This is a genomic window from Prescottella soli (assembly GCF_040024445.1).
Classification (GTDB): Bacteria; Actinomycetota; Actinomycetes; order Mycobacteriales; family Mycobacteriaceae; genus Prescottella; species Prescottella soli.
Map to the genome: position 1 here is coordinate 4,166,182 of NZ_CP157276.1, position 21,618 is coordinate 4,187,799.

At 68.8% G+C, this 21,618-nt stretch carries 22 protein-coding genes, 4 tRNA genes and 1 pseudogene; 20 read left to right on the plus strand and 7 right to left on the minus strand.

Annotated features, from left to right (window positions below; all coding sequences use genetic code 11):
• Positions 1-15: 15 nt before the first annotated feature.
• Positions 16-984 (plus strand): annotated as a pseudogene (locus tag ABI214_RS19390) (RNA-guided endonuclease InsQ/TnpB family protein); the annotation flags it as partial.
• Positions 985-1,242: 258 nt separating this feature from the next.
• Here the strand turns inward: ABI214_RS19390 and ABI214_RS19395 are convergent.
• Entirely contained in the window at positions 1,243-1,866 is a 624-nt protein-coding gene (locus ABI214_RS19395) for a dienelactone hydrolase family protein (protein ID WP_348604129.1), read from the minus strand.
• A 239-nt stretch (positions 1,867-2,105) separates the two neighbouring features.
• Positions 2,106-2,999: a 1,4-dihydroxy-2-naphthoyl-CoA synthase gene (locus ABI214_RS19400; RefSeq protein WP_348604130.1), complete on the minus strand. Its 894-nt coding sequence runs from the start codon at positions 2,997-2,999 to the stop codon at positions 2,106-2,108.
• 82 nt (positions 3,000-3,081) lie between these two features.
• Between ABI214_RS19400 and ABI214_RS19405 the strand changes: the two genes are divergently transcribed.
• Genes ABI214_RS19405 through ABI214_RS19415 form a run of 3 tightly spaced genes read left to right on the plus strand, consistent with a single transcriptional unit; the run spans position 3,082 to position 5,224 of the window.
• Positions 3,082-3,729: a PaaI family thioesterase gene (locus tag ABI214_RS19405; RefSeq protein WP_348604131.1), complete on the plus strand. Its 648-nt coding sequence runs from the start codon at positions 3,082-3,084 to the stop codon at positions 3,727-3,729.
• Positions 3,726-4,730, plus strand: coding sequence for an o-succinylbenzoate synthase (locus ABI214_RS19410; protein ID WP_348604132.1), 1,005 nt, complete (start codon positions 3,726-3,728; stop codon positions 4,728-4,730). The genes ABI214_RS19405 and ABI214_RS19410 overlap by 4 nt, the downstream gene beginning before the upstream one ends.
• 47 nt (positions 4,731-4,777) lie before the next feature.
• Positions 4,778-5,224, plus strand: a complete 447-nt coding sequence (locus ABI214_RS19415; protein WP_348604133.1) for a DUF6918 family protein — start codon at positions 4,778-4,780, stop codon at positions 5,222-5,224.
• A gap of 70 nt (positions 5,225-5,294) precedes the next feature.
• On the opposite strand, the gene ABI214_RS19420 is transcribed toward ABI214_RS19415, so the two are convergent.
• Positions 5,295-6,119: a siderophore-interacting protein gene (locus ABI214_RS19420; RefSeq protein ID WP_348604134.1), complete on the minus strand. Its 825-nt coding sequence runs from the start codon at positions 6,117-6,119 to the stop codon at positions 5,295-5,297.
• A gap of 65 nt (positions 6,120-6,184) precedes the next feature.
• Complete coding sequence (locus ABI214_RS19425) at positions 6,185-6,784, minus strand: flavin reductase family protein (RefSeq protein ID WP_348604135.1); 600 nt, start codon at positions 6,782-6,784, stop codon at positions 6,185-6,187.
• A gap of 62 nt (positions 6,785-6,846) precedes the next feature.
• Between ABI214_RS19425 and menD the strand changes: the two genes are divergently transcribed.
• The 4 genes from menD to ABI214_RS19445 are packed head-to-tail and all read left to right on the plus strand — an operon-like array spanning position 6,847 to position 10,398.
• A complete protein-coding gene (menD, locus tag ABI214_RS19430; RefSeq protein ID WP_348604136.1) occupies positions 6,847-8,493 on the plus strand; it encodes a 2-succinyl-5-enolpyruvyl-6-hydroxy-3-cyclohexene-1-carboxylic-acid synthase in 1,647 nt (548 codons plus the stop codon).
• Complete coding sequence (locus ABI214_RS19435) at positions 8,490-8,921, plus strand: DUF3592 domain-containing protein (RefSeq protein WP_348604137.1); 432 nt, start codon at positions 8,490-8,492, stop codon at positions 8,919-8,921. The genes menD and ABI214_RS19435 overlap by 4 nt, the downstream gene beginning before the upstream one ends.
• 35 nt (positions 8,922-8,956) lie before the next feature.
• Positions 8,957-9,676: a phosphatase PAP2 family protein gene (locus tag ABI214_RS19440; RefSeq protein ID WP_348604138.1), complete on the plus strand. Its 720-nt coding sequence runs from the start codon at positions 8,957-8,959 to the stop codon at positions 9,674-9,676.
• Between the two features lie 23 nt (positions 9,677-9,699).
• Positions 9,700-10,398: a demethylmenaquinone methyltransferase gene (locus ABI214_RS19445; protein ID WP_348604139.1), complete on the plus strand. Its 699-nt coding sequence runs from the start codon at positions 9,700-9,702 to the stop codon at positions 10,396-10,398.
• A 38-nt stretch (positions 10,399-10,436) separates the two neighbouring features.
• On the opposite strand, the gene ABI214_RS19450 is transcribed toward ABI214_RS19445, so the two are convergent.
• On the minus strand, positions 10,437-11,708 hold the full coding sequence (locus tag ABI214_RS19450; protein WP_348604140.1) for a geranylgeranyl reductase family protein: 1,272 nt from the start codon (positions 11,706-11,708) through the stop codon (positions 10,437-10,439).
• A 116-nt stretch (positions 11,709-11,824) separates the two neighbouring features.
• Here ABI214_RS19450 and ABI214_RS19455 point away from each other — a divergent pair, with 116 nt between their 5' ends.
• Positions 11,825-12,853 (plus strand): polyprenyl synthetase family protein, encoded by a 1,029-nt coding sequence (locus ABI214_RS19455; protein ID WP_348604141.1) that lies wholly within the window; start codon positions 11,825-11,827, stop codon positions 12,851-12,853.
• A 125-nt stretch (positions 12,854-12,978) separates the two neighbouring features.
• The gene (htpX, locus tag ABI214_RS19460) at positions 12,979-13,884 is read left to right on the plus strand and encodes a zinc metalloprotease HtpX (RefSeq protein ID WP_348604142.1); all 906 of its coding nucleotides are present in this window, start codon (positions 12,979-12,981) and stop codon (positions 13,882-13,884) included.
• A 148-nt stretch (positions 13,885-14,032) separates the two neighbouring features.
• Here the strand turns inward: htpX and ABI214_RS19465 are convergent, their stop codons facing one another.
• Together ABI214_RS19465 and ABI214_RS19470 are read right to left on the minus strand one after the other, a co-directional pair.
• The gene (locus ABI214_RS19465; RefSeq protein ID WP_348604143.1) at positions 14,033-15,277 is read right to left on the minus strand and encodes a phospholipase D-like domain-containing protein; all 1,245 of its coding nucleotides are present in this window, start codon (positions 15,275-15,277) and stop codon (positions 14,033-14,035) included.
• A gap of 313 nt (positions 15,278-15,590) precedes the next feature.
• Positions 15,591-16,082, minus strand: coding sequence for a YajQ family cyclic di-GMP-binding protein (locus tag ABI214_RS19470; RefSeq protein ID WP_348604144.1), 492 nt, complete (start codon positions 16,080-16,082; stop codon positions 15,591-15,593).
• A 167-nt stretch (positions 16,083-16,249) separates the two neighbouring features.
• Between ABI214_RS19470 and ABI214_RS19475 the strand changes: the two genes are divergently transcribed.
• The 10 genes from ABI214_RS19475 to nusG all read left to right on the plus strand — a co-directional run bounded on the left by ABI214_RS19475 (position 16,250) and on the right by nusG (position 21,525).
• A tRNA-Tyr gene (locus ABI214_RS19475) sits at positions 16,250-16,335 on the plus strand.
• A gap of 205 nt (positions 16,336-16,540) precedes the next feature.
• Positions 16,541-18,037: an aldehyde dehydrogenase gene (locus tag ABI214_RS19480; protein ID WP_348604145.1), complete on the plus strand. Its 1,497-nt coding sequence runs from the start codon at positions 16,541-16,543 to the stop codon at positions 18,035-18,037.
• Positions 18,038-18,410: 373 nt separating this feature from the next.
• Positions 18,411-18,483, plus strand: a tRNA-Thr gene (locus tag ABI214_RS19485).
• Between the two features lie 45 nt (positions 18,484-18,528).
• Positions 18,529-18,601 (plus strand) — tRNA-Met (locus ABI214_RS19490).
• Between the two features lie 63 nt (positions 18,602-18,664).
• Complete coding sequence (rpmG, locus tag ABI214_RS19495) at positions 18,665-18,832, plus strand: 50S ribosomal protein L33 (protein WP_031937658.1); 168 nt, start codon at positions 18,665-18,667, stop codon at positions 18,830-18,832.
• A 155-nt stretch (positions 18,833-18,987) separates the two neighbouring features.
• Positions 18,988-19,473, plus strand: coding sequence for a (3R)-hydroxyacyl-ACP dehydratase subunit HadA (gene hadA, locus ABI214_RS19500; protein ID WP_348611796.1), 486 nt, complete (start codon positions 18,988-18,990; stop codon positions 19,471-19,473).
• On the plus strand, positions 19,460-19,885 hold the full coding sequence (gene hadB, locus ABI214_RS19505; protein ID WP_127915600.1) for a (3R)-hydroxyacyl-ACP dehydratase subunit HadB: 426 nt from the start codon (positions 19,460-19,462) through the stop codon (positions 19,883-19,885). The genes hadA and hadB overlap by 14 nt, the downstream gene beginning before the upstream one ends.
• 162 nt (positions 19,886-20,047) lie before the next feature.
• Positions 20,048-20,120 (plus strand) — tRNA-Trp (locus ABI214_RS19510).
• A gap of 34 nt (positions 20,121-20,154) precedes the next feature.
• The gene (gene secE, locus ABI214_RS19515) at positions 20,155-20,667 is read left to right on the plus strand and encodes a preprotein translocase subunit SecE (RefSeq protein ID WP_348604146.1); all 513 of its coding nucleotides are present in this window, start codon (positions 20,155-20,157) and stop codon (positions 20,665-20,667) included.
• 60 nt (positions 20,668-20,727) lie between these two features.
• Entirely contained in the window at positions 20,728-21,525 is a 798-nt protein-coding gene (gene nusG, locus ABI214_RS19520) for a transcription termination/antitermination protein NusG (protein ID WP_348604147.1), read from the plus strand.
• Positions 21,526-21,618 lie beyond the last annotated feature (93 nt).

Consider the following 21,618-nt stretch of genomic DNA (forward strand, 5'->3'; position numbering starts at 1 on the left):
CGGTTGCTCCCGGGTGTGCAGGCGGAGCGTGCGCTGACCGAGGACTGGCATCGGTGCCGGTTCTTGTGGAACGAGGCTGTCCACCATCAGAAGTCGGGTGGGCGGCCGACTTTCGGGACGTTGTCGAAACTCTTGACGGCGGCGCGGTCGGCTAACGCGTGGTTGCGGGAGGGTTCGCAGGTTGCACAGCAGCAGATGCTGCGGACCTACGCGCAGGCGTTGGCGCAGTCGTTCACGGTGAAGGGGCGGGGCCGGCCGGCCTTCAAGGCCCGCAAGAAGACACAGTTGTCGTTGGAGTTCACGCGCCGGGGGTTCCGGCTCCGTGATGGCCGTCTGGTGCTGCCGAAGGGCGTAAGGGTGCCGGTGGTGTGGTCGCGGGGGTTGCCGTCGGAGCCGACGAGTGTCCGGATCACACGGGATGCGCTTGGGCATTGGTATGCCTCGTTCGTCGTCCGCCGCGAGGTCGCTTTCGTCCCGGAGGGCGTGGGTGGGATCGGTGTCGACTGGGGCGTAGCGACCACCGCCACGACCACCGATGCCGAGTTCGATCTGCCGTATCTCGGGCACCGCAGACGCTGCGCGGCGGAACTGGCCAAAGCGCAGCGGAGGATGGCCCGCCGCCACACCGGCAAGCGCGGACCCCAGTCCAAGGGCTACCAGCGTGCGAAACGGGAGGCGGCGAGGCTGCACAAGAAGGCGGCCCGCCAGACCGAGTACGACGCCCGGGTGTGGGCGAAGCGCGTCGTCGAACGCCACGATCTGATCGCGGTCGAGGACTTCACACCGAGGTTCCTGGCGCGGTCGACGATGGCGCGTAAGGCCGCGGACGCCGCGATCGGTGCGGCGAAAAGAGAACTGATCGAGCGTGGTGTGCGGGCCGGCCGGAAGGTGATGTTGGTGCGGCCTGCCTACACGACGATGACGTGTTCGGGTTGTTTCGCGAGAGCCAAGCAGCGACTCGGAATCGGCGAACGAACCTTCCGATGCCATTCCTGCGGTCACACCGCGGGCCGGGATCGGAACGCTGCCGGGGTGATCCTGGCTGTGGCAGAACGCGGCCACATGAGTGTCGACGATGTCAGACAGTCTGATCACCTCCTCCGGGGGATGGTCCGGTTGCGCTCTGAGCTCGAGATCTCCTGCCCTCAGGCAGCAGAAGCGTTGAGGATCCAGTGTGCCTGCAGTAGTCGTCGGTGCGGTCGCGATACTGCAGGATTTCCGTCGACGGCCCGGAGAAATCCGTCACGACCGCCGCCCGTGTGCGACGAACCAGTCGCGGGCGTGATCGGCGACGACGTCGAGGGTGCCCGGCTCCTCGAACAGGTGCGTCGCGCCCGGGACGATCACCAGCTCGTGCTCGCACTCGAGCAGCTTCGCGGCCTGCCGGTTCAGTTCGATCACCGTGGTGTCGAGGGAGCCGACGAGCAGCAGCGTCGGCGCCTGCACCGCCGACAGCCGCGACCCGGCCAGGTCGGGGCGCCCGCCGCGGGAGACGATCGCTGCGATGTCGGCGTCGCGCGCGGCGGCCGCGTGCAGGGCCGCGGCGGCGCCGGTGCTCGCCCCGAAGTATGCGATCGACGGCGCCCGCTCCCGCAGCAGCGTGGTGACCTCAGTGAGCCGCGCCGACAGCAGCGGGATGTCGAACACCAGCCGGCGGTCCCCCTCCTCGTCAGGGGCGAGCAGGTCGAACAGCAGCGTGCCCAGTCCGACGTCCTGCAGGAGTTCGGCCACGAAGCGGTTGCGCGGACTGAACCGGCCGCTGCCGCTGCCGTGCGCGAACACGACCACCGGCAGGTCGCCGGCCGGGTCGGTCAGCGAGCCCGACAGGTGGACGCCGTCGACCGCGAACTTCGTCTCGGTGCTCACAAGTCCATTGCACACCCGATCGCGGGGTCGCCCAAGGGGAATCGGGCGCCGATACCGATTCCGCCGCGGTCGGGTTCACCCGCCGGCGAGGGCCCGGTCGGCGAGCGCGGCGACGATGGGCACTCCTGCCATGATGTCCATGGTGACCGGCATCACATGTGCGCCACGCCGCTCCGAAAACGGACGTGCCGCGCCCCCGATCGGGGACGCGGCACGACGAGAACCGGAGCGGCAGGGGCTCAGTAATACCAGGGGTAGGGCGACCAGTCGGGGTCGCGCTTCTGCAGGAACGAGTCCCGGCCCTCGACGGCCTCGTCGGTCATGTACGCCAGGCGGGTGGCCTCGCCGGCGAACAGCTGCTGGCCCACCAGGCCGTCGTCCTGCAGGTTGAACGCGTACTTGAGCATGCGCTGCGCCTGCGGCGACTTGCCGTTGATCTTGGTGCCCCACTCGATCGCGACGTTCTCGAGCTCGTCGTGGTCGACGACCCGGTTGACCGCGCCCATCTGGTGCATCTCCTCGGCGGTGTAGGTGTCGCCGAGGAAGAAGATCTCGCGGGCGAACTTCTGGCCCACCATCTTCGCGAGGTACGCGCTGCCGTAGCCGCCGTCGAAGCTGCCCACGTCGGCGTCGGTCTGCTTGAAACGGGCGTGCTCACGGGACGCGAGCGTGAGGTCGCACGTGACGTGCAGGCTGTGTCCGCCGCCGGCGGCCCAGCCGTTGACCAAGGCGATGACGACCTTGGGCATGAAGCGGATCAGGCGCTGCACCTCGAGGATGTGCAGCCGGCCGGCGCGCGCGGGATCGACGGTCTCCGCCGTCTCGCCGCTGGCGTACTGGTAGCCGCTGCGGCCGCGGATGCGCTGGTCGCCGCCCGAGCAGAACGCCCAGCCGCCGTCCTTCTCGCTGGGGCCGTTGCCGGTGAGCAGCACGCAGCCGACGTCGGACGTCATGCGGGCGTGGTCGAGCGTGCGGTACAGCTCGTCGACGGTGTGCGGGCGGAACGCGTTTCGCACCTCGGGGCGATCGAACGCGATGCGGACGATGCCCTCCGTGACATGCCGGTGGTACGTGATGTCGGTGAGGTTCTCGAAACCGGGTACGGGGCGCCAGAGCTGCGGGTCGAAGGTCACGAGGCGAGGATAGGCCGTGGTGTCGGTGTGTCGGAGACCACCTCGCGGGGAGCCCGGTGAACTCCGGCGTTACCGTGCAGGGATGAGCGAACAACTGCGGACCGACGCCGCCACCGGGGACGACGTCCACGCACATCACGGCGGATTCCCGGTGTTCACGCCGGTCGAGGCGGGCCCGAACTTCGGTCGGTTCGTCGAGTCGTTCCGGCGGCTACAGGATCTCGCGGTCTCGACGCACATCCCCGACGACGTCACGGAGCAGGCGATCGCGCAGGCCGCGGCGCTCGCCGCGCTCATCGAGCCGTACCAGGTCCCGGAGGGCGGGTCGCCGGCCGGCTTCAACTCGGACCTGCCCGGCCGCGGCAGCCTGCTGCTCCTGCCGTGGATTTTCGAGCGGAACGGCGTCGACGGAGTCCGGGGCCGTGGGATGTTCCGCATGTTCCACCGCGGCGGCAACGGCGCCGCGCACGGCGGCACGATCGGGCTGCTGTTCGACGACCTGCTCGGCATGATCGTCCACGAGGCGGGCCACCCGATCGCCCGCACCGGATACCTGCATGTCAACTACCGCAAGGTCACGCCGATCGAGACCGAACTCGTGATCGAGGGGCGCGTGGACCGCGTCGAGGGCCGCAAGATCTTCTGCACCGCCGAGCTGCGCGACCTCGACGGGACGGTCCTGGCCGACTGCGAGGCCCTGATGGTCCAGCTGCTGCCGGGCCAGCCGTGACGGAAGTCCCGCCGCTCGCCGAGGTTCTGGCGGGCGCCCGCGTCGTGAGCCTGCCCATGCGGGTTCGCTTCCGGGGCATCACCACTCGCGAGGCCGTGCTGCTCGAGGGCCCCGCCGGGTGGGGCGAGTTCGCGCCGTTCCCCGAGTACGACGACGCCGAGGCCGCGCACTGGCTGCGGGCCGGGCTCGAGGCCGCGTGGCTCGGCCCGCCGACGCCGGTGCGGGACCGGGTGCCGGTCAATGCGACCGTCCCCGCGATCGCCCCGGACCAGGTGCCGGAGATCCTCGCGCGGTTCCCCGGCGCCCGCACCGCGAAGGTCAAGGTCGCCGAGAAGGGACAGAGCCTCGCCGACGATGTCGCGCGCGTGAACGCGGTGCGCGCGCTGATCCCCAACGTGCGGGTCGACGCCAACGGCGGCTGGGGCGTCGAGGAAGCGGTCCGCGCGCTCACGGCTCTCACGGCCGACGGCCCGCTCGAGTACGCCGAGCAGCCGTGCGCGAGCGTGCCGGAACTGGTCGAGGTCCGGCGCCGACTGCCGGGTGTCCCGATCGCCGCTGACGAGAGCATCCGCCGCGCCGAGGACCCCCTGCGGGTCGTGCGCGCGGGCGGCGCGGGCGTCGCGGTCGTGAAGGTGCCGCCGCTGGGCGGCATGCGCCGCCTGCTCGCGCTCGCCGACGAACTCGCCGGGCACGGGGTGCCGGTCGTCGTCTCGAGTGCCCTGGACACCGCCGTCGGGATGGGCGCCGGACTGGCCGCGGCCGCCGCGCTGCCGGACCTGCGACACGCCTGCGGCCTCGGCACCGGGGGCCTGTTCGCCGCCGATGTCACGGCCGCGCCCCGCACGATGTCCGACGGCAGCCTGGACGTTTGTCCAGTCGTCCCGGACCCCGCCCGCGTGTCCGAACTGGCCGCCCCGGCCGAGCGCGCCGGGTGGTGGCTCGCGCGGCTGCGCCGCTGTTACGAACTGCTCGTGGTCGGCGGGGGTACCAGCCTCGTATAGTGTCGTGCCCGGCCAGATACGGACCAGTCGATACGGAGGCATTGGAAGTGGTTGCAGCGCTGAACGACACCCTGTTGGACGACGCACGGATGCCCGCGGTTCTCGCGGACGTCGAAGCGCTCGTCGACGCGGAGGTCTCTGACAAGAAGGGTGCGTCGGGGCTTGCGCTGAAGGGCGGCTACTCGGCGGTCAAGAAGGTCGGCCCGTCGATCGTGCCGGACGCCATCGAGGGGCTGCTGCCCGCGTTCGTCGCACGGCTCGAGCCGTTCTGGCAGGAATTCGCTGCCAGCGGTGAGGGCAGCTTCTCGGCGTTTCTGACCGCGCGCAGCGATGCCGCGGCCGACGCGCTGCTGGGCGTCACCGACGATCGCATCGAGGGCAGCGACAAGGGCGCGATCAAGAAGGTCTACTCGACCCTGCGCCCGTCGGCGAAGAAGCACGTCATCGAGGCGCTGCCGCGCCTCGGCGATCTGGTGCAGAAGCACGCCGCCTAGTTACTGGCGAAACAGTGAGCCCGCCCGGCGATCCGGGCGGGCTCACTGTCGTTTCGGGTATCAGTACGCATCAATACGCGGCTCGGCCGCGGCGCCAGTACCCGGTGAAGGCGATGTCGGTCTTGGGTACCTGGCGGTCGGCGACGAGGTGCCGTCGCACGCCCGTCGCGAGATCGCTCTCGCCGGCGACGAACGCGTAGAACGGGCCGTCGGGCAGCTCCGCGGCCCGCACCGCCGACAGCGCCAGTTCGCCGGGCCGCGCCGTCGGGTCCTCGCGCACCAGCCAGTTCAGTTCGACGTTGTCGCTCACCACGACGAGCTGGATGTCGTCGGCGTGCGGGACCTCGACGTACGCGCGCACCGGCAGCGTCGGATCGACCGACCGGAGAATGCCGACGATCGCGGGCAGCGCGCTCTCGTCACCGACCAGCAGATGCCAGCGGGCATCGGGGGTCGGGTTGTAGATCAGGCCCTCGTCGAGCAGGCCGACCGTGTCGCCGGCCGCGCACGCGTCGGCCCACGCCGACGCCGGACCGAGGTCGGCGTGCGACGCGAAGTCGATGTCGAGTTCCGGGCCGTCGCCGAAAACACCTCCGTCGGGACGGAATTCGCGCACCGTGTAGTTGCGCAGCACCGGCCGGACGTCCTTGGGGATCAGCTTGAACTGGGCGTACCAGAGGTTGCCTCCCGACGTGGGCAGCCGGAACCCGGTCTGCTCCCGATCGGGAATGAACATCCGGAACCACTGGTCGAAGCCCATCGGGGTGAACTCTCGCAGGCCGTCGCCGCCGATCGTGACGCGGACGAAATTGGGGCTGATCCGCTTGCTGCCCAGCACGTGCGCCGAGATGATCTCGCGCTGTTCGGGTTTGACGAACTTGGAGCGTTTGGCCATGGCATTCCGTCCCGCGAATCCGGTGATAGTTTAGCCAACCCTAACGTCGAGGGGCTTCCGGTGGGTCAGCCAGGGCGGCCCGGGCGGGTGATGCGGCGGACCGGCGGCGTCATGCCCCACTCGTCGCGGCCCAGACGACTGAGCGGTGCCAGCGCCGCGAACGCGGGCAGGCCGTCGTCGGCGAGCGCGTCCGGCCGCACCGCGACCGCCAGTACGTCGCCCATCACGACAAACGACTCACCCACCTCGATGATCTGACGCAGTCGGCACTCGATCGCGAGGGGAGAGTCGGCGACTCGCGGCGGGTGTACGCGCTCGCTCGGCTCGCTCGCGATGTCGAGGACCGCGAACTCGTCGGTGCCCGGCTCGTACGGTGCCGAACTGGCATTGACCTTCTCGACCATCGGTTCGGTCGCGAGGTTGACCACGAACTCGCCCGTCGCCTCGATGTTGCGCAGACTGTCCTTGCGGGTGACCGACGTGAACTGCACCACCGGTGGGTGCGCGCTCGACACCGTGAAGAAGCTGTACGGCGCCAGATTGGGCACCCCGTCCGCCGACAGCGTCGACACCCACGCGATCGGCCGCGGCACCACCGACGCCGTCAGCACCTTGTAGAAGCGGCCCGGATCGACATCGGCCGGGTCGAAGATCGTGCGCGTCATGCCGACCATCGTGGCAGCCCCCTCGCGGCGCGGCGACCGCAGCGTCTGCCAATCTGGAAGACGTGAATCCGTCCACAGCACAAGCCACCGCCGTCGTCGACGAACTGATCCGCGGCGGGGTACGTGAGGCCGTGCTCTGCCCGGGTTCGCGCAACGCGCCGCTCGCGTTCGCGCTGCAGGCGGCCGACAACGCGGGACGGATTCGCCTGCACATGCGCATCGACGAGCGCACCGCCGGCTTCCTGGCCATCGGCCTCGCGGTCGCGAGCGGACGCCCCGTCCCGGTCGTCATGACCTCCGGGACCGCGGTCGCGAACCTCGGCCCGGCCGTGCTCGAGGCCAACTACGCACGGATTCCGCTCATCGTGCTCAGCGCCAATCGCCCGTACGAGATGCTCGGCACCGGCGCCAACCAGACCGTCGAGCAGTTCGGGCTGTTCGGCAGCCAGGTGCGCGCGGCGATCAGCCTCGGCCTCGCCGAGGAGACCGGCGACGAGTCGCTGCGCGGGATCCGCTTCGACGAGCAGAACAGCCAGTGGCGCAGCGCCGTGTGCCGGGTGCTCGCCGCCGCGCGCGGCACCCGCTCCGGCAACGCCGGGCCCGTCCACTTCGACATCCCGCTGCGCGAGCCACTCGTGCCCGACGTTCACGCGCAGGGGCCGGTGCCGGAGGGGCGCCCCGACGGTGCCGCCTGGACCACGACGACGCACGCCACCCTCGATGTCCCGATGGACCTCGACGTCACCGCCGACACCGTCGTGATCTCCGGGCACGGCGCCGCCTACCGGCCCGAGCTCGCGGGGCTGCCGACGGTGGCCGAGCCGACCGCCCCGCTGCACGGCCTGCCGCTGCACCCGCTGGCGCTGCCGCAGCTCAAGCCGCGTCAGGCGATCATCACCGGCCGGCCCACGCTGCACCGGCCCGTCTCGAAGCTCCTCGCCGATCCGGCCGTCGCGGTGTACGCGCTCACGACCGGCCCGCGCTGGCCCGACGTCTCCGGCAACGTCCGCGCGACCGGAACCCGCGCCGTGGTGTCCGGCGAGCCCGACCCGGCGTGGATCGCCCGCTGCCGGCACCTGTCCGAGCACGCCGACAAGGCCGTCCGCTCGCAGCTCGCGGCGCATCCCAAGACCACCGGCCTGCACGTCGCGGCCGCGGTGATGGACGCGCTGTCCGACGGCGACCAGTTGCTGCTGGGCGCGTCCAACCCGGTGCGCGACGCCGCGCTCGTGAGCTACCCGCGCCGCGGGGTGCGGGTCCTGTCCAACCGCGGCGTCGCCGGCATCGACGGCACCGTCTCCAGCGCGGTCGGCGCCGCGCTCGCGTACGAGACCGAGGGCCGCACCGTCGCCCTGCTCGGCGACCTGACGTTCCTGCACGACGCGTCGGGCCTGCTGATCGGGACCGGCGAGCCGCGCCCGCAGGATCTGACGATCGTCGTCGCCAATGACGACGGCGGCGGCATCTTCGAACTGCTCGAGCAGGGCGACCCGCAGTACGCGGGCGTCTTCGAGCGCGTCTTCGGAACGCCGCACGGAATGGACCTGGCCGCGCTGTGCGCCGCGTACCGCGTCCCGCACGCGCACGTCACGCTGTCCGACCTCACCGCCGCGCTGACCGCGCCGTCGGAGGGCATCCGGGTGCTCGAGGTCGCCACGGAGCGGTCGGGTCTGCGCGAGTTGCACGCTGCCGTGCGGGCACAGCTGTGAGTCCCCGCGCCGCGCACCGGACGCTGGCCGGCGTCGTTGTCGCCGCGATCGGGATCTCGGTGCTGGCCGTCCTGCTCGTGCTCGCGGCGTGGCGCAACGACCGGACCATCGAGTCGAACATGGGCACCGCGACCGCGGAGGTGTTGTCGGCGGGATCGCTGCGGTCGGCCGTCAGTTTCGTCACACCGGACGGCATCACCCACAACCCGAAGCTCGGCGTGCTCTATCCGACCAATCTGACCGCCGGCCAGCGGATCGACGTCGAATACTCGCGCAGCGATCCGGACCTCGTGCGCGTCGCCGGGCGCGACGCGCGGGTGGCCATCGTGCCCGCCGGATCGGTCATCGTGGTGACGTGGCTCGTCGCCCTGCCGGTGCTCGTCGTCCTGCGCCGCCGGGCGCGAACCGGCAATTCCGACAGTTCCTGAGAAGTTCACTCAGGAAGGGTTTCTATCCTCGACCGATGCGAACTAGTGCGAGGAGCGCCGAACGAGCGGGGATGATGCTGATCGCCGCGTCGGTGCTCGTGGTGGCGCTGTACATGCTGCGCGACGTGAGTGCGGCGCTCTATCGTGCGATCGTCCCGCACACGGCGGACCTGCCCGGGGTCGGACTGATCGCCGACGTCGGGCTGCTCGTGCTCGTCGCGCTCTTCGCGGTCCTCGCCGTGCAGATGTGGCGCACCCGCTCCCCGTACCTGGGGGACCTGCTGATGGGCGGGTTCGGTGTCGTCGTCGCCTACGCGCTCAGCGAGATCGTCAAGTCGCTGGTCGCCGAGGACCGGCCGTGCCGCGCCCAGGTGGCGCTGCCGGACTGCCCCGCGGTCGGCGATTGGTCGTTCCCGAGCAACCACACGGTCATCGCGATCGGTCTCGCGACCGCGATCGTGCTGGCGTCCGAGCAGGTGCTGTCGTCGCTGCAGCGAGGCCTCGTGATCGCGCTCGGCGTTCTGATCGGCTTGGCCCGGGTCCTGCAGGGCGTCCACTACCCGCACGACGTCCTCGCCGGCGCGATCCTCGGTTCCTCCGTCACGATCGCCGTGGTGGTGATGCTCGTGCCGTGGGCCCGCGGCAAGGCCCGTGCCCTGGGTCGGCGCACGCCCGCGGCGGTGAGCCCGGCTCCGGACGGGCCACCCGCGGACGGCGCGGCTGCGGACGGCCCGGCAGCAGACATCGAGGCGTGAGCCGGTTGGTAGCGTCTTCGACCGTGGCAGAAACACACGGATCGCGGGCCTCGCTCGAGAAGGATCCGCACGAGGTCGCATCCATGTTCGACGGGGTCGCCAAGCGATACGACCTGACGAACACCGTCCTGTCCTTCGGTCAGGACCGCAGCTGGCGGAAGGCGACGCGCGCCGCCCTCGACCTGAAGCCGGGGGAGCGGGTCCTCGATCTCGCCGCCGGCACCGGCGTCTCCACCGTCGAACTCGGCCGCTCCGGCGCGTGGGTGGTGGCCACCGACTTCTCCAAGGGCATGCTCCAGGCCGGCGTCGGCCGCAACGTCCCGATGGTCGCCGGTGACGCGATGCACCTGCCGTACGCCGACGGCGTGTTCGACGCCGCCACCATCTCGTTCGGCCTGCGCAACGTCTCCGACTTCGACGCCGGTCTGCGCGAGATCGCCCGCGTCACCAAGCCCGGCGGGCGTCTCGTGGTCAGCGAGTTCTCCACCCCGGTGTTCGGGCCGTTCCGCAAGGTCTACATGGAGTACCTGATGAAGGCGCTCCCGCAGGTCGCCCGCGCCGTCAGCAGCAATCCCGACGCCTACGTCTACCTCGCGGAGTCGATCCGGGCGTGGCCCACGCAGGAGGAACTCGCCAAGCGGATCGAGGCCGCCGGCTGGAAGAGCGTGCAGTGGCGCAATCTCACCGGGGGCGTCGTCGCGCTGCACCGCGCCGTTCGCTGAGCGCGTCCACGGTCACGCGGTGAGGCGACGCACACCGCTCAGCTGAACGGCGGCCGCGAATCGAGCCGCAGCGACGCCGCGCCCGACGTCCGCCACGCGCGGGCGACGGCGTCGGCGTCCTCGTCGGTGACGAGGTTGCCCATCACCCGGACGGCCACGGTCATCATCGCGCGCGAGCGCATCGCGACCGGGCCCGACGCCGGCAGGAACCGCGCGAGCGTCAGCAGCCCCGCGAGCCGGCGCGCGATCGAGAACGCACGGCCGTAACGCTCGCGCAGGATTCCCGGCCACACGTCGGTGAGGTCGCTGTCGTCGAGCACCCGCGCCACCAGGCGCCCGCCCTCGAGTCCGTAGTCGATGCCCTCGCCGTTGAGCGGGTTCACGCACGCGGCGGCGTCACCGATCAGCGCCCAGTTGCGGCCCGCGACGTTCGACACGGCGCCACCCATCGGCAACAGCGCCGACGCCACCGAATGCACCGCGCCGTCGAGCTCCCATTCGGTGCGCCGCTGCGAGACGTACAGGTCGAGCAGCGGCCGCAGCGCGCCCGGCGCCGGCCGCTTGGCGGTCGCGAGCGTGCCGACACCGATGTTCACCTCGCCGGTCCCGAGGGGGAACACCCAGCCGTAGCCGGGCTGCAGCGCGCCGGTGTCGTCGCGCAGCTCCAGGTGTGACGTGATCCACGGGTCGTCGCTGCGTCCCGACGTCACGTACGCCCGGGCGGCGACGCCGTACGCGGTGTCGCGGTGCCACTCGCGGCCCAGCTGCTTGCCGAGCGTCGAGCGCACGCCGTCGGCGACGATCAGCTTCTGGCACGCCACGGTGTGCGTCCCGGCGGCCGTCTTCAGCGTCACCGCGCGCACCCGGGCGCCGTCGCGATCGACACCGACGGCCTTGGCGCCCTGGACCATTCGCGCACCCGACTCGACCGCCGTGAGACGGAGGCGGTCGTCGAGTTCGGCACGCGGGACCGCGCTGCCGACGGTCGGCAGGGTGCCGTCGTGCCACGGCAGTTCCAGTTCCCGGCCCCACCCGGTGAGCCGGAGCCCGCGGTTGACGGTGCGTGCGCGGATCCAGTCGCCCAGCCCGAGGCGGTCGAGTTCGGCGACCGCCCGCGGCGTCAGCCCGTCACCGCACGTCTTGTCCCGCGGGAACGTCGAGGCGTCCACGAGCAGGACGTCGCGGCCGTCGCGCGCGGCCCACGCGGCCGCCGCGGAACCGGCCGGACCAGCGCCGACCACGAGTACTTCCGTGTTCGAGGGGAGATTCGGGGCATCGCTGGACCCTGCGGTCGGAAAATTGTCGGCCACCACCCCAGTATCTTCTCAGGCTGAGGTAGGGCAACGCGGTGAGGGCAGGTTCGGTGCCGGCCGGTGATACCGCTAGGTTCACTACCGTGGTTACCGAGGCGTCACCGACTACAGGAATGAGTACTGACATCGTGAGCACTGAGGAGTCGAGCACTGTCGTCGCCGGAGTCGATCTCGGTGACCAGCAGCTCGCGGACGTCGTGCGCGACGGGCTCGCCCGCGTCGAGGAGCTTCTGGTCAGCGAGCTGTCCGACGGTGAGGACTTCCTCACCGAGGCGGCGCTGCACCTGGCCAAGGCCGGCGGTAAGCGGTTCCGTCCGCTGTTCACCGTCCTGACCGCGCAGCTCGGACCCGAGGGCTCCGACCCGGCCGTCGTCACGGCGGCCACCGTCGTCGAGCTCGTGCACCTGGCGACGCTGTACCACGACGACGTGATGGACGAGGCCACGATGCGCCGCGGCGCCCCGAGTGCGAACGCCCGGTGGGGCAACAGCATCGCGATCCTCGCCGGCGACTACCTGTTCGCGCACGCGTCGCGGCTGGTGTCGACGCTCGGCCCCGAGGCCGTCCGGATCATCGCCGAGACGTTCGCGGAGCTGGTCACCGGCCAGATGCGCGAGACGATCGGTGCCCGCGAACACCAGGATCCGGTCGAGCACTACCTCAAGGTCGTGTGGGAGAAGACCGGTTCGCTGATCGCCGCCAGCGGACGCTTCGGCGGCACCTTCTCCGGCGCCGACGCCGACCAGATCGCCTGCCTCGAGCGCCTCGGCGACGCCGTCGGCACCGCGTTCCAGATCGCTGACGACATCATCGACATCTCGTCGGCGTCCGAGCAGTCCGGCAAGACCCCCGGGACCGACCTGCGCGAGGGCGTCCACACGCTGCCCGTGCTGTACGCGCTGCGCGAGGAGGGGGCCGACGCCGACCGCCTCCGGGAGCTGCTGGCCGGACCGGTCACCGACGACGCCGACGTCGCCGAGGCCCTGGCGTTGCTCGAGCGCTCGCCGGGCATGGCCGCGGCCAAGGCGAAGCTCGGCGAGTACGCCGACCGGGCGCGCGCCGAACTCGCGCAGCTGCCGCAGTGCCCGGCCAACGACGCGCTGGTGCGACTCGTCGGGTACACCGTCGAACGCGTGGGATGACGGCTGGCCGACGTCTCCTGAAGTAGCCTTCACACCAGCCCGGGAACCGTGTTCCCGGGCTGGTTCGTTGTCTTGGCAGGAGCCGTCCCTGGTCCAGGCGACGGCGGATACGGAAGAGGCGAGTCGTGCACGGTTACGCAAACGGCGCCAAGACCTTCGGGCTACTGGTCGGAATGTCGGCGCTGATCATCTTCATCGGCTCGCTGTTCAGGAATCCGACCATCCTGGTCTTCTCGATCTTCCTGGCCGTGGCGACGAACGCGTGGGCGTACTTCAACAGCGACAAACTCGCGCTGCGCGCGATGCACGCCCAGCCCATCACCGAGGTCCAGGCGCCGGTCATCTACAAGATCGTCCGGGAACTGGCGACCGCGGCGCACCAGCCGATGCCGCGGCTGTACATCAGCCCCACCGCGGCGCCCAACGCGTTCGCGACCGGCCGCAATCCGCGGCACGCGGCAGTGTGCTGCACGAGCGGCATCCTCGACATCCTCGACGAGCGGGAACTGCGGGCCGTGCTCGGCCACGAACTGTCCCACGTCTACAACCGCGACATCCTTATCTCCTCGGTCGCCGGTGCGATGGCAGCGGTCATCTCGGGCCTGGCGAACATGGCGATCTTCGCGAACATGTTCGGGGGCCGCGGCAACGGGCAGGGTGCCAATCCGATTGCGCTGCTTCTGGTTTCGCTGCTGGGTCCGATCGCCGCGACCGTCGTCAAGCTCGCGGTGTCCCGGTCGCGGGAGTACCAGGCCGACCAGTCCGGGGCCGAGCTGACGGGTGATCCGCTGGCGCTCGCGTCGGCGCTGCGCAAGCTCGAACGCGGCACGCAGGCCGCCCCGCTGCCGCCGGAACCGAAGATCGCGGCGCAGTCGCACATGATGATCGCCAACCCGTTCCGCGCCGGCGACCGGGTCAGCAAGATGTTCTCCACCCACCCGCCCATGGCCGACCGCATCGCGCGTCTCGAGAGGATGGCCGGTGGCGGCCCGTCCGACGGCGGTCTCCCGCCCACCTACCGTGAGCACTGAGGCGGCCGGAGTGATGCGGCACCCACAGCGCCGCACGAGACACCTCCGGTCGGATGTGGGCCCGGACCGGTCACACCCGACCGGAGAATCTCGGTTACATCAGGTCACATCAGGCACCCCGCCAGGGGACTGGACGGGTTCCGGCCCGTCAGCTGGCGGGATGAGCGACGCTGAACACGTGCTCGAAATTCGCCATGTACGCGTCGACCATGGCCGGTTGGTGCAGCGTGAGGGTCGCTTCGTCGTTGCGGCGCAGCGACGTGTGATTCCAGTTCTGCGAACCAGTCGTCACCCATCCTGTTGCGGTGCCCGAACTGCCGAGGTCCGCACTGCCGAGGCCGACACTGCCGTGGTCGACGACCATGTACTTCGAGTGCAAGCGGCCGGGCAGTTCCGCGTCGTTCAGTGTGCGGACCTCGATGGACGGCTCCGCGGCGAGCCGCGCCGCACCGTCGGTCCCGATCAGGCCGTGGACGATCCGGATCTGGCATCCATCTCGTGACAGTTCGACGAGTCGGTCGATGATGTCCACTCGGGTGTCGTCCATCTCCGACATCGCGACACCGATACGCGTCGATGAACCGCAGGTCAGACGTTCGAGTTGTTCGAGGACCGGGTCGCCTTCCGGGACGGGCGAGAAGTAGACATCGACCGGGCCGCCTGGCATGTCGGTGTGAAACGTGCCGAGCGTTGCCTGGGTGCGTGTCTCGGAGGACAGTTCCGCGAAATACCGGCCGTACACATCGAACAGTCGGTTGTTTCCGTCGAGTACCACAGCGTTGTTCCAGTACGTCCTGGAATTGACATCGGTGAGATTGGAGGACGACTGCATGACGACGTTCCGCTTGCCGCCGGTCTCGCTGAAGAGCGCGAACTTGTTGTGGTTGCCCTTCGTACCCAGGCACGAGGACGTGTTGCCTTCAGCGGAGACGTTGGTGCACACGTGTAGCCATGACGGCTGGCTCTTGTCCGTCCCCAGCGACCGCAGAATCCTCTGGGCCGGAGGCTTGTCGTCCTGCCAGCCGTCCAGCACCATCTGGACGTCGACCCCGCGACGGTGCGCGTCGATGATCACGTCCGCAAAATCCTCGCCGGCGTTTCCGCTGATGACGAAGTGGGCAATGCGGATCTGTGAGCCTGCGGGGGCCTGCTTGATGAGCGAGCACAACTCGGCCATGATCGCCGCCGGGTCGCCGGACACGGGATCGTTGAAGACCCCCTTGGTCTGAACCGGCGTGGCGTCGGACAAGGTGCACGCCTTCATCGGATCCACCGGATCGCTCGTCCCGGGGGCGAGGGACCCGAGGCCCGCAGCCGCGGCGGTGGCACCGCCGGAAGCCAGGAGAATTGCCGCGACACCCATGGTGGCCAGGAGTTTCGATGACCTGATCAAGAGCTGTTCCTTCGAAATCGACAAAGCCTGAAATGGCGGGTCGATCTTCGGCATCACCTGGAAACGGGGGCTGGCGATCCGGTGAAGTGTTGCGGTCCTTCTGGGGAACTGTGGATCCCTCGACGGCCACACTCCGTTGCTCACGAGGCGCCCCTGCGAGCACCCACCCGTTTCGACGTGGACCGGTGGCTCATCACGGACCCGTCCGGGAACGGGTCCGTGACGACAGGCGCACCCCTCACGGCAATCGCGAGTGGCTGTACCACAGCGCGGCGAGATCGGCGCGGTCGTCGCCGCGGTTGCCGCTGAGGTACTAGCGGTAGTTGACGAACTGCAAGGCGATCCCGAAGTCCTCGTTCTTCAGCAGCGAGATGACGGCCTGCAGGTCGTCACGCTTCTTGCTGCTCACGCGCAGCTCCTCGCCCTGGATCTGCGCCTTGACGCCCTTGGGGCCCTCGTCGCGGATCTTCTTCGAGATCTTCTTGGCGTTCTCGCTGCTGATGCCCTGGACCAGGGAACCGCTCAGCTTGTAGATCTTTCCGGACTGCGACGGCTCGCCGGCGTCGAACGCCTTGAGCGAGATGTCGCGGCGGATCAGCTTCTCCTTGAACACGTCGAGCGCGGCGGTCAGGCGCTCCTCGGTGTCGGCGGTCAGCGTGATGGTCTCCTCGCCGGACCACTCGATGCTCGCTCCCGTGTTGCGGAAGTCGAACCGGGTGCCCAGCTCCTTCGCAGCCTGATGCAGGGCGTTGTCCACCTCTTGACGATCAACCTTGCTCACCACATCGAAGGACGAATCAGCCACTGCACACTCCTGAATTCATAGCGGTCGACCCCACCCGGACAGGGGTGGGTTGCCCTGACGCTATCGGGTCGCAACCCCCCGTATCCACCCGGTTTGCGTATCTGGGGGGACTTCGTTGTATTCTTCGATACGCGTCAGAGCGAGCTTCGGTTCTCTGAGCGCGACCAGGCAGGTTGCCCGAGCGGCCAATGGGAGCGGACTGTAAATCCGTCGGCTTATGCCTACGTAGGTTCGAATCCTACACCTGCCACCAGCTCAGCCCCGGCCCTGAAAAGGGCCGGGGCTGAACTGTTTTCGGGGTTCTGTTTCTCTGCTCCGCGGCTGCGCGCGCCGACTGTGATCTGTCCCACTAGTCGAGACCGGCCGGTCTTTCGTGTCCAGTGGCTCTCTAGCGTCCGGTGGTAGTGGTGCCCGTCACAGGGCGGGCGTGCTGGACGCACGAAGGAGCCGATTCCCCGATGGCAGGTCTGATCGAAGCAAACGAGACGGTGAAGCACCCCGGAATGCTGTTCGTCGGCGGAGAGTGGGTCGAGCCGTCGACGTCCGCCCGGTTCGACGTCGTCAACCCGGCCACCGAGGACGTGTTCCTCACCGTCGCCGAGGCGGACGCACAGGACATGTCGCGTGCCGTGGACGCGGCCCGGGCCGCGTTCGATCGCGGCCCCTGGTCACGCATGACGCACGCCGAGCGCGCCCCGTACATCCACGCGATCGGTGCCGCCATCCGGGAGCGCAGCGCCGAACTCGGCCGGATCTGGACCAGCGAGATGGGCATCCTCGCCGCCGTGTCCACGCCCGCCTCGGCGGGTTCCGGCGCCGTCTTCGACTACTACGCGAGCCTCGCCGACAGCTACGAGTGGGTCGAGCAGCACCAGCCCAGTTCGGAGCGCGGCGTCGGCCTGCTCGTCCGCGAGCCGGTCGGTGTGGTGGCCGCGATCATCCCGTGGAACAGCCCGCTGGGCCTCATCGCGAACAAGGTCGCCCCGGCGCTCATCGCGGGCTGCACCGTCGTCGTGAAGGCCTCGCCCGAGGCCCCGGGCGCCGCGTACGTCTTCGCGGAGATCGTCGAGGCATGCGGGCTGCCCGCGGGGGTCGTCAACGTCGTGACGGCCGAACGGGAGGTGTCGGAGCTGCTGGTCCGCAACCCCGGCATCGACAAGGTCACGTTCACCGGCTCCACGGCGGCCGGGCGCCGGATCGCGTCGCTGTGCGGTGAGCGGATCGCCCGCTGCACGCTCGAGCTCGGCGGCAAGTCCGCCGGCGTCATCCTCGACGACTACGACCTCGCGACGGCCGCGCAGTCCATCGCCCAGTCGGCGCGGCTCATGACCGGCCAGGTGTGCGCGTCGCTCACCCGCATCGTCGTCAGCCGCCACCGTCACGACGAGTTCGCCGAGGCCCTCGGCGCCGCGATGTCCGCGATCCGGGTCGGTGACCCGTTCGATCCCGAGACCGAGATGGGCCCGCTCGCGATGTCCCGGCAGCTCGACAAGGTCGAGGGCCTCATCGCGAAGGGCTGCGAGGAGGGCGCGACGCTCGTGACCGGCGGCCGCCGTCCCGCGCACCTCGAGCGCGGCTTCTTCATCGAGCCGACGGTGTTCGGCAACGTCGACAACGACTCCACCATCGCCCGCGAGGAGATTTTCGGGCCGGTCGTCAGCGTCATCGCGGCCGACGACGAGAACCACGCCGTCGACATCGCGAACGACACGATCTACGGCCTCAACGCGTCGGTGTTCACGCACGACATCGAGCGGGCGTGGGCGGTGTCGCGGCAGCTGCGTTCGGGCACGGTGGGGCACAACGGGTTCAAGACCGACTTCGGCATCGCGTTCGGCGGGTTCAAGCAGTCCGGCGTGGGGCGCGAGGGCGGCCTCGACGGCCTCCAGCCGTACCTGGAGGCCAAGACGGTGCTCCTGGACTCGATGCCGTCGAGTGTGGAGAACGTGCGGTGACTGCAGCTCACGACACCGATCTCGCGACGACCTGCCCGCCGGCGTCGTCGACTGCACGAAGCCGCTGATCCTGGACTCCCTCGCCCGAGGGTGGGGGAGGCCCAGGGCTTCATCGGCGTTCACGTGGGACCGCTCACCGAGTTCCGCAGCTTCTCGGCGCGTTTGCCGCCGTAATCGCAGGTAGAAGAGGTGATCGACGGCGTCCGGGGTTTCGAACGGGTGGACGGCGTGGCCGTGGCCCTGTCGGCGATGCTCACGCCACCCGTCCGACGGGGTTCGATTTACCGCGTCTGACCTGCCAATTTGGCGCTGACGCGAAGGTCTGTGTAATCTTCTGGAGGCTTCAGCGCGCAGAGATGCGCGGGACAGCCACGCCCCCTTAGCTCAGTCGGCAGAGCGTTTCCATGGTAAGGAAAAGGTCGACGGTTCGATTCCGTCAGGGGGCTCGCTGGATTGTGGTGTCGCCGGCTTCGCGCGACACTCGACACCGAGGCGGTGTAGCTCAGTTGGTAGAGCAAACGACTCATAATCGTTGTGTCGCCGGTTCAAGTCCGGCCATCGCTACACAAGACGAATGATCCACCCTGATCTCTATTTGATCAGATTCACGCGAAAGAAGGCATCCCCGTGGCCTCCTCGACTGACGTTCGGCCGAAGATCACCTTGGCCTGTGAGGTGTGCAAGCACCGTAACTACATCACCAAGAAGAACCGCCGCAACGATCCCGATCGCCTCGAGCTGAAGAAGTTCTGCCCGAACTGCGGAACTCACCAGGCGCATCGCGAGTCCAAGTAATTTCTTCTCGGAGTCGACGCTCGCGCGTTAGGTTCACTGTCACACTGCCCTAACGGAAGTTGTTGCGTCTAGCAGGGCAGGGGAGTTTCGCTGTGACAGAGACAGTCGTGAGAGAGGCCGAGGTGGTCTTCGACCCCGCCGCGCATGCGGCCGCGATGGTCGGACACCACTACCGCGTGACCGATTTCTACGAGATCGGCCGGGAGAAGATTCGCGAGTACGCCCGTGCAGTGCTCGATGCTCATCCCGCTCATCACGACGAGGATGCGGCCAAGGGTCTCGGTTACGACGGCCTGATCGCGCCACTGACCTTCGTCTCGATCGTCGGCATGCTCGCCCAGCGCAAGCTGTTCGAGGAGGTCGTAACCGGTTACGACCTCAGCCAGATCATGCAGACCGATCAGCGACTCGTGTTCCACAGGCCGCTGAAGGCCGGTGACCGGTTGATCTGCGACGTGTACCTGGAATCGTTCCGCCAGGTAGCGGGCAGCGACATCATCGTCACCAAGAACATCATCTCCGAGGTGAACGGCGAACTGGTCCAGACCACCTGGACCACGCTCGTCGCCCGCTCCGGGGGTGAAGTGGACGAGAACATCGCGCACGCGGTCAAGGATGTGATGATGCATGTCGCTCCGTAGGTTCGAGGACGTCGCCGTCGGCGAAGAACTGCCCGAGCGCGTCGTCACCCTGACTCGTGGCAATCTCGTCAACTACGCCGGCGTGTCGGGCGATCCCAACCCGATCCACTGGAGCGATCACGTTGCCCGACTGGCCGGCCTGCCGGACGTCGTGGCACACGGGATGCTCACGATGGGTCTGGGCGGCGGATTCGTCTCGTCCTGGCTCGGCGATCCGGGTGCCGTGACCGAATACAACGTTCGGTTCACCAGTCCGGTGTATGTGGCGGCCGACAAGGCTGCCGAAGTGGAGTTCACCGGCAAGGTCAAGTCGGTGGACGCCGAAAGCAAGACCGCAGTAGTCGCGATCGTGGCACGATCCGAGGGTCGGAAGATCTTCGGGCGGGCCACCGCAACAGTCCGTTTGGCCTGAGTGCCGAGCGGATTGGGTTTGATCCGGGCATTGAAGTACACTAGAGTTTCTGGGGTTACTCAGGCGCTGCGCGCTGCCCTACGGTGCTGGTAACAGCCCGCTAAGGGGTGGCGCGCATGTCATGTGAACCCAGATAGGTCGACCAGTTCGATCGGTCGACAAAGGGGCGTAGCTCAACTGGCAGAGCAGCGGTCTCCAAAACCGCAGGTTGCAGGTTCAAGTCCTGTCGCCCCTGCACCCGGACTGGCCAGCGACTGAGAGGAACGACGGTGAGCGAGGAGCGCGGTAAGCGCGACGACGGCACGCCCGAGTCTGCGGACTCCGGCCTTGTCGACGAATCGACCGTTTCCGACCAGCCAGCGAACGGCCAGGTCACTGCTGAAGAGAGCCCCACGAGTGCGGCCCCAGCAGGAAAGCCAAGCGGCAAGCGCGCTGCGCGCCGCGGTGGCACCGACACTGCAGAGCCCGTCGAGACGGTGAAGCCGGCGGTCGCCGCTTCCTCCACCAAGTCGACCAAGTCACGCTCCGCGTCCTCTGCCGAGTCGAAGTCGGGCGACAACAAGCCGCGCAAGGCGGACAAGCCCCGCACGGAGAACATCTTCAAGCGGCTTCGTCGCTTCCTGCGCGAAGTGATTGCCGAGCTCCGTAAGGTCATCTGGCCCAATCGTAAGCAGATGATCACTTACACCAGTGTGGTGCTCGTGTTCGTCGCCTTCATGGTGACGTTCATCAGTCTCCTCGACCTTGGATTCATCAAGGGCGTCAGCTGGCTGTTCGGCTAACCCGGGCGCGCCCGTCGGCGTTCCCGAACGATGTGATTGACGAGAGGAAGAGTGCCTCCAGTGAGCACCCCCGAGAACGACTCTGACGAGGCTCTGGCCGAGGAGCGCGTTTCGGCCGAGGCGGTAACCGAAGACACCGAGAACGTCGTGTCTGTCGACGAGACGGTCGAGGACGACTCTGCGGATGAGCAGGTCGAGGACGGTGCCGTGGCGGAGCAGGCTCCCGAGGAAGCAGTCGATCCCGTTGCCGAGTTCAAGGCCGCGCTGCGTCGCGCCCCCGGTGACTGGTACGTCATCCACTCGTACGCTGGCTACGAGAACAAGGTGAAGGCCAACCTCGAGACCCGCGTCCAGAACCTCGACGTCGGTGACTACATCTTCCAGGTGGAGGTCCCCACCGAAGAGGTCACCGAGATCAAGAACGGTCAGCGCAAGCAGGTCAACCGCAAGATCCTGCCCGGCTACATCCTCGTTCGCATGGAGCTGAACGACGAGTCGTGGGGTGCGGTCCGCAACACCCCCGGCGTCACCGGTTTCGTCGGCGCCACGTCGCGTCCGTCGCCGCTCACGCTGAACGAGGTCGTGAAGTTCCTCATGCCGCAGGAGGGCCAGAAGAAGCCCGCCGCGGCCGCTGCCGCTGCCGGTGGCGAGGTCGCCGCGCCCGCCGCCACCAAGCCGGTCATCGAGGTCGACTTCGAGGTCGGCGAGTCGGTCACCGTCATGGACGGCCCGTTCGCGACCCTCCCGGCGAGCATCAGCGAGGTCAACGCCGAGCAGCAGAAGCTCAAGGTCCTCGTCTCGATCTTCGGTCGCGAGACCCCGGTGGAGCTGTCCTTCAACCAGGTCTCGAAGATCTAGCACCGTCCCCGAGTGGCCGTCCGGTGCCGGACAGCCTGCGCCGGACACTCAGGGGCCCACACACTTGCACGCAGTACGCAAGAAACACACCCA

Coding starts and splice junctions, on each gene's coding strand:
- ABI214_RS19405 (WP_348604131.1), top strand. CDS start 3,082: ATGAGCGAACAACTGCGGACCGACGCCGCCACCGGGGACGACGTCCAC.
- ABI214_RS19420 (WP_348604134.1), bottom strand. CDS start 6,119: ATGGCCAAACGCTCCAAGTTCGTCAAACCCGAACAGCGCGAGATCATC.
- ABI214_RS19425 (WP_348604135.1), bottom strand. CDS start 6,784: ATGACGCGCACGATCTTCGACCCGGCCGATGTCGATCCGGGCCGCTTC.
- ABI214_RS19440 (WP_348604138.1), top strand. CDS start 8,957: ATGCGAACTAGTGCGAGGAGCGCCGAACGAGCGGGGATGATGCTGATC.
- ABI214_RS19455 (WP_348604141.1), top strand. CDS start 11,825: ATGAGTACTGACATCGTGAGCACTGAGGAGTCGAGCACTGTCGTCGCC.
- ABI214_RS19480 (WP_348604145.1), top strand. CDS start 16,541: ATGGCAGGTCTGATCGAAGCAAACGAGACGGTGAAGCACCCCGGAATG.
- hadA (WP_348611796.1), top strand. CDS start 18,988: ATGGTCGGACACCACTACCGCGTGACCGATTTCTACGAGATCGGCCGG.
- hadB (WP_127915600.1), top strand. CDS start 19,460: ATGTCGCTCCGTAGGTTCGAGGACGTCGCCGTCGGCGAAGAACTGCCC.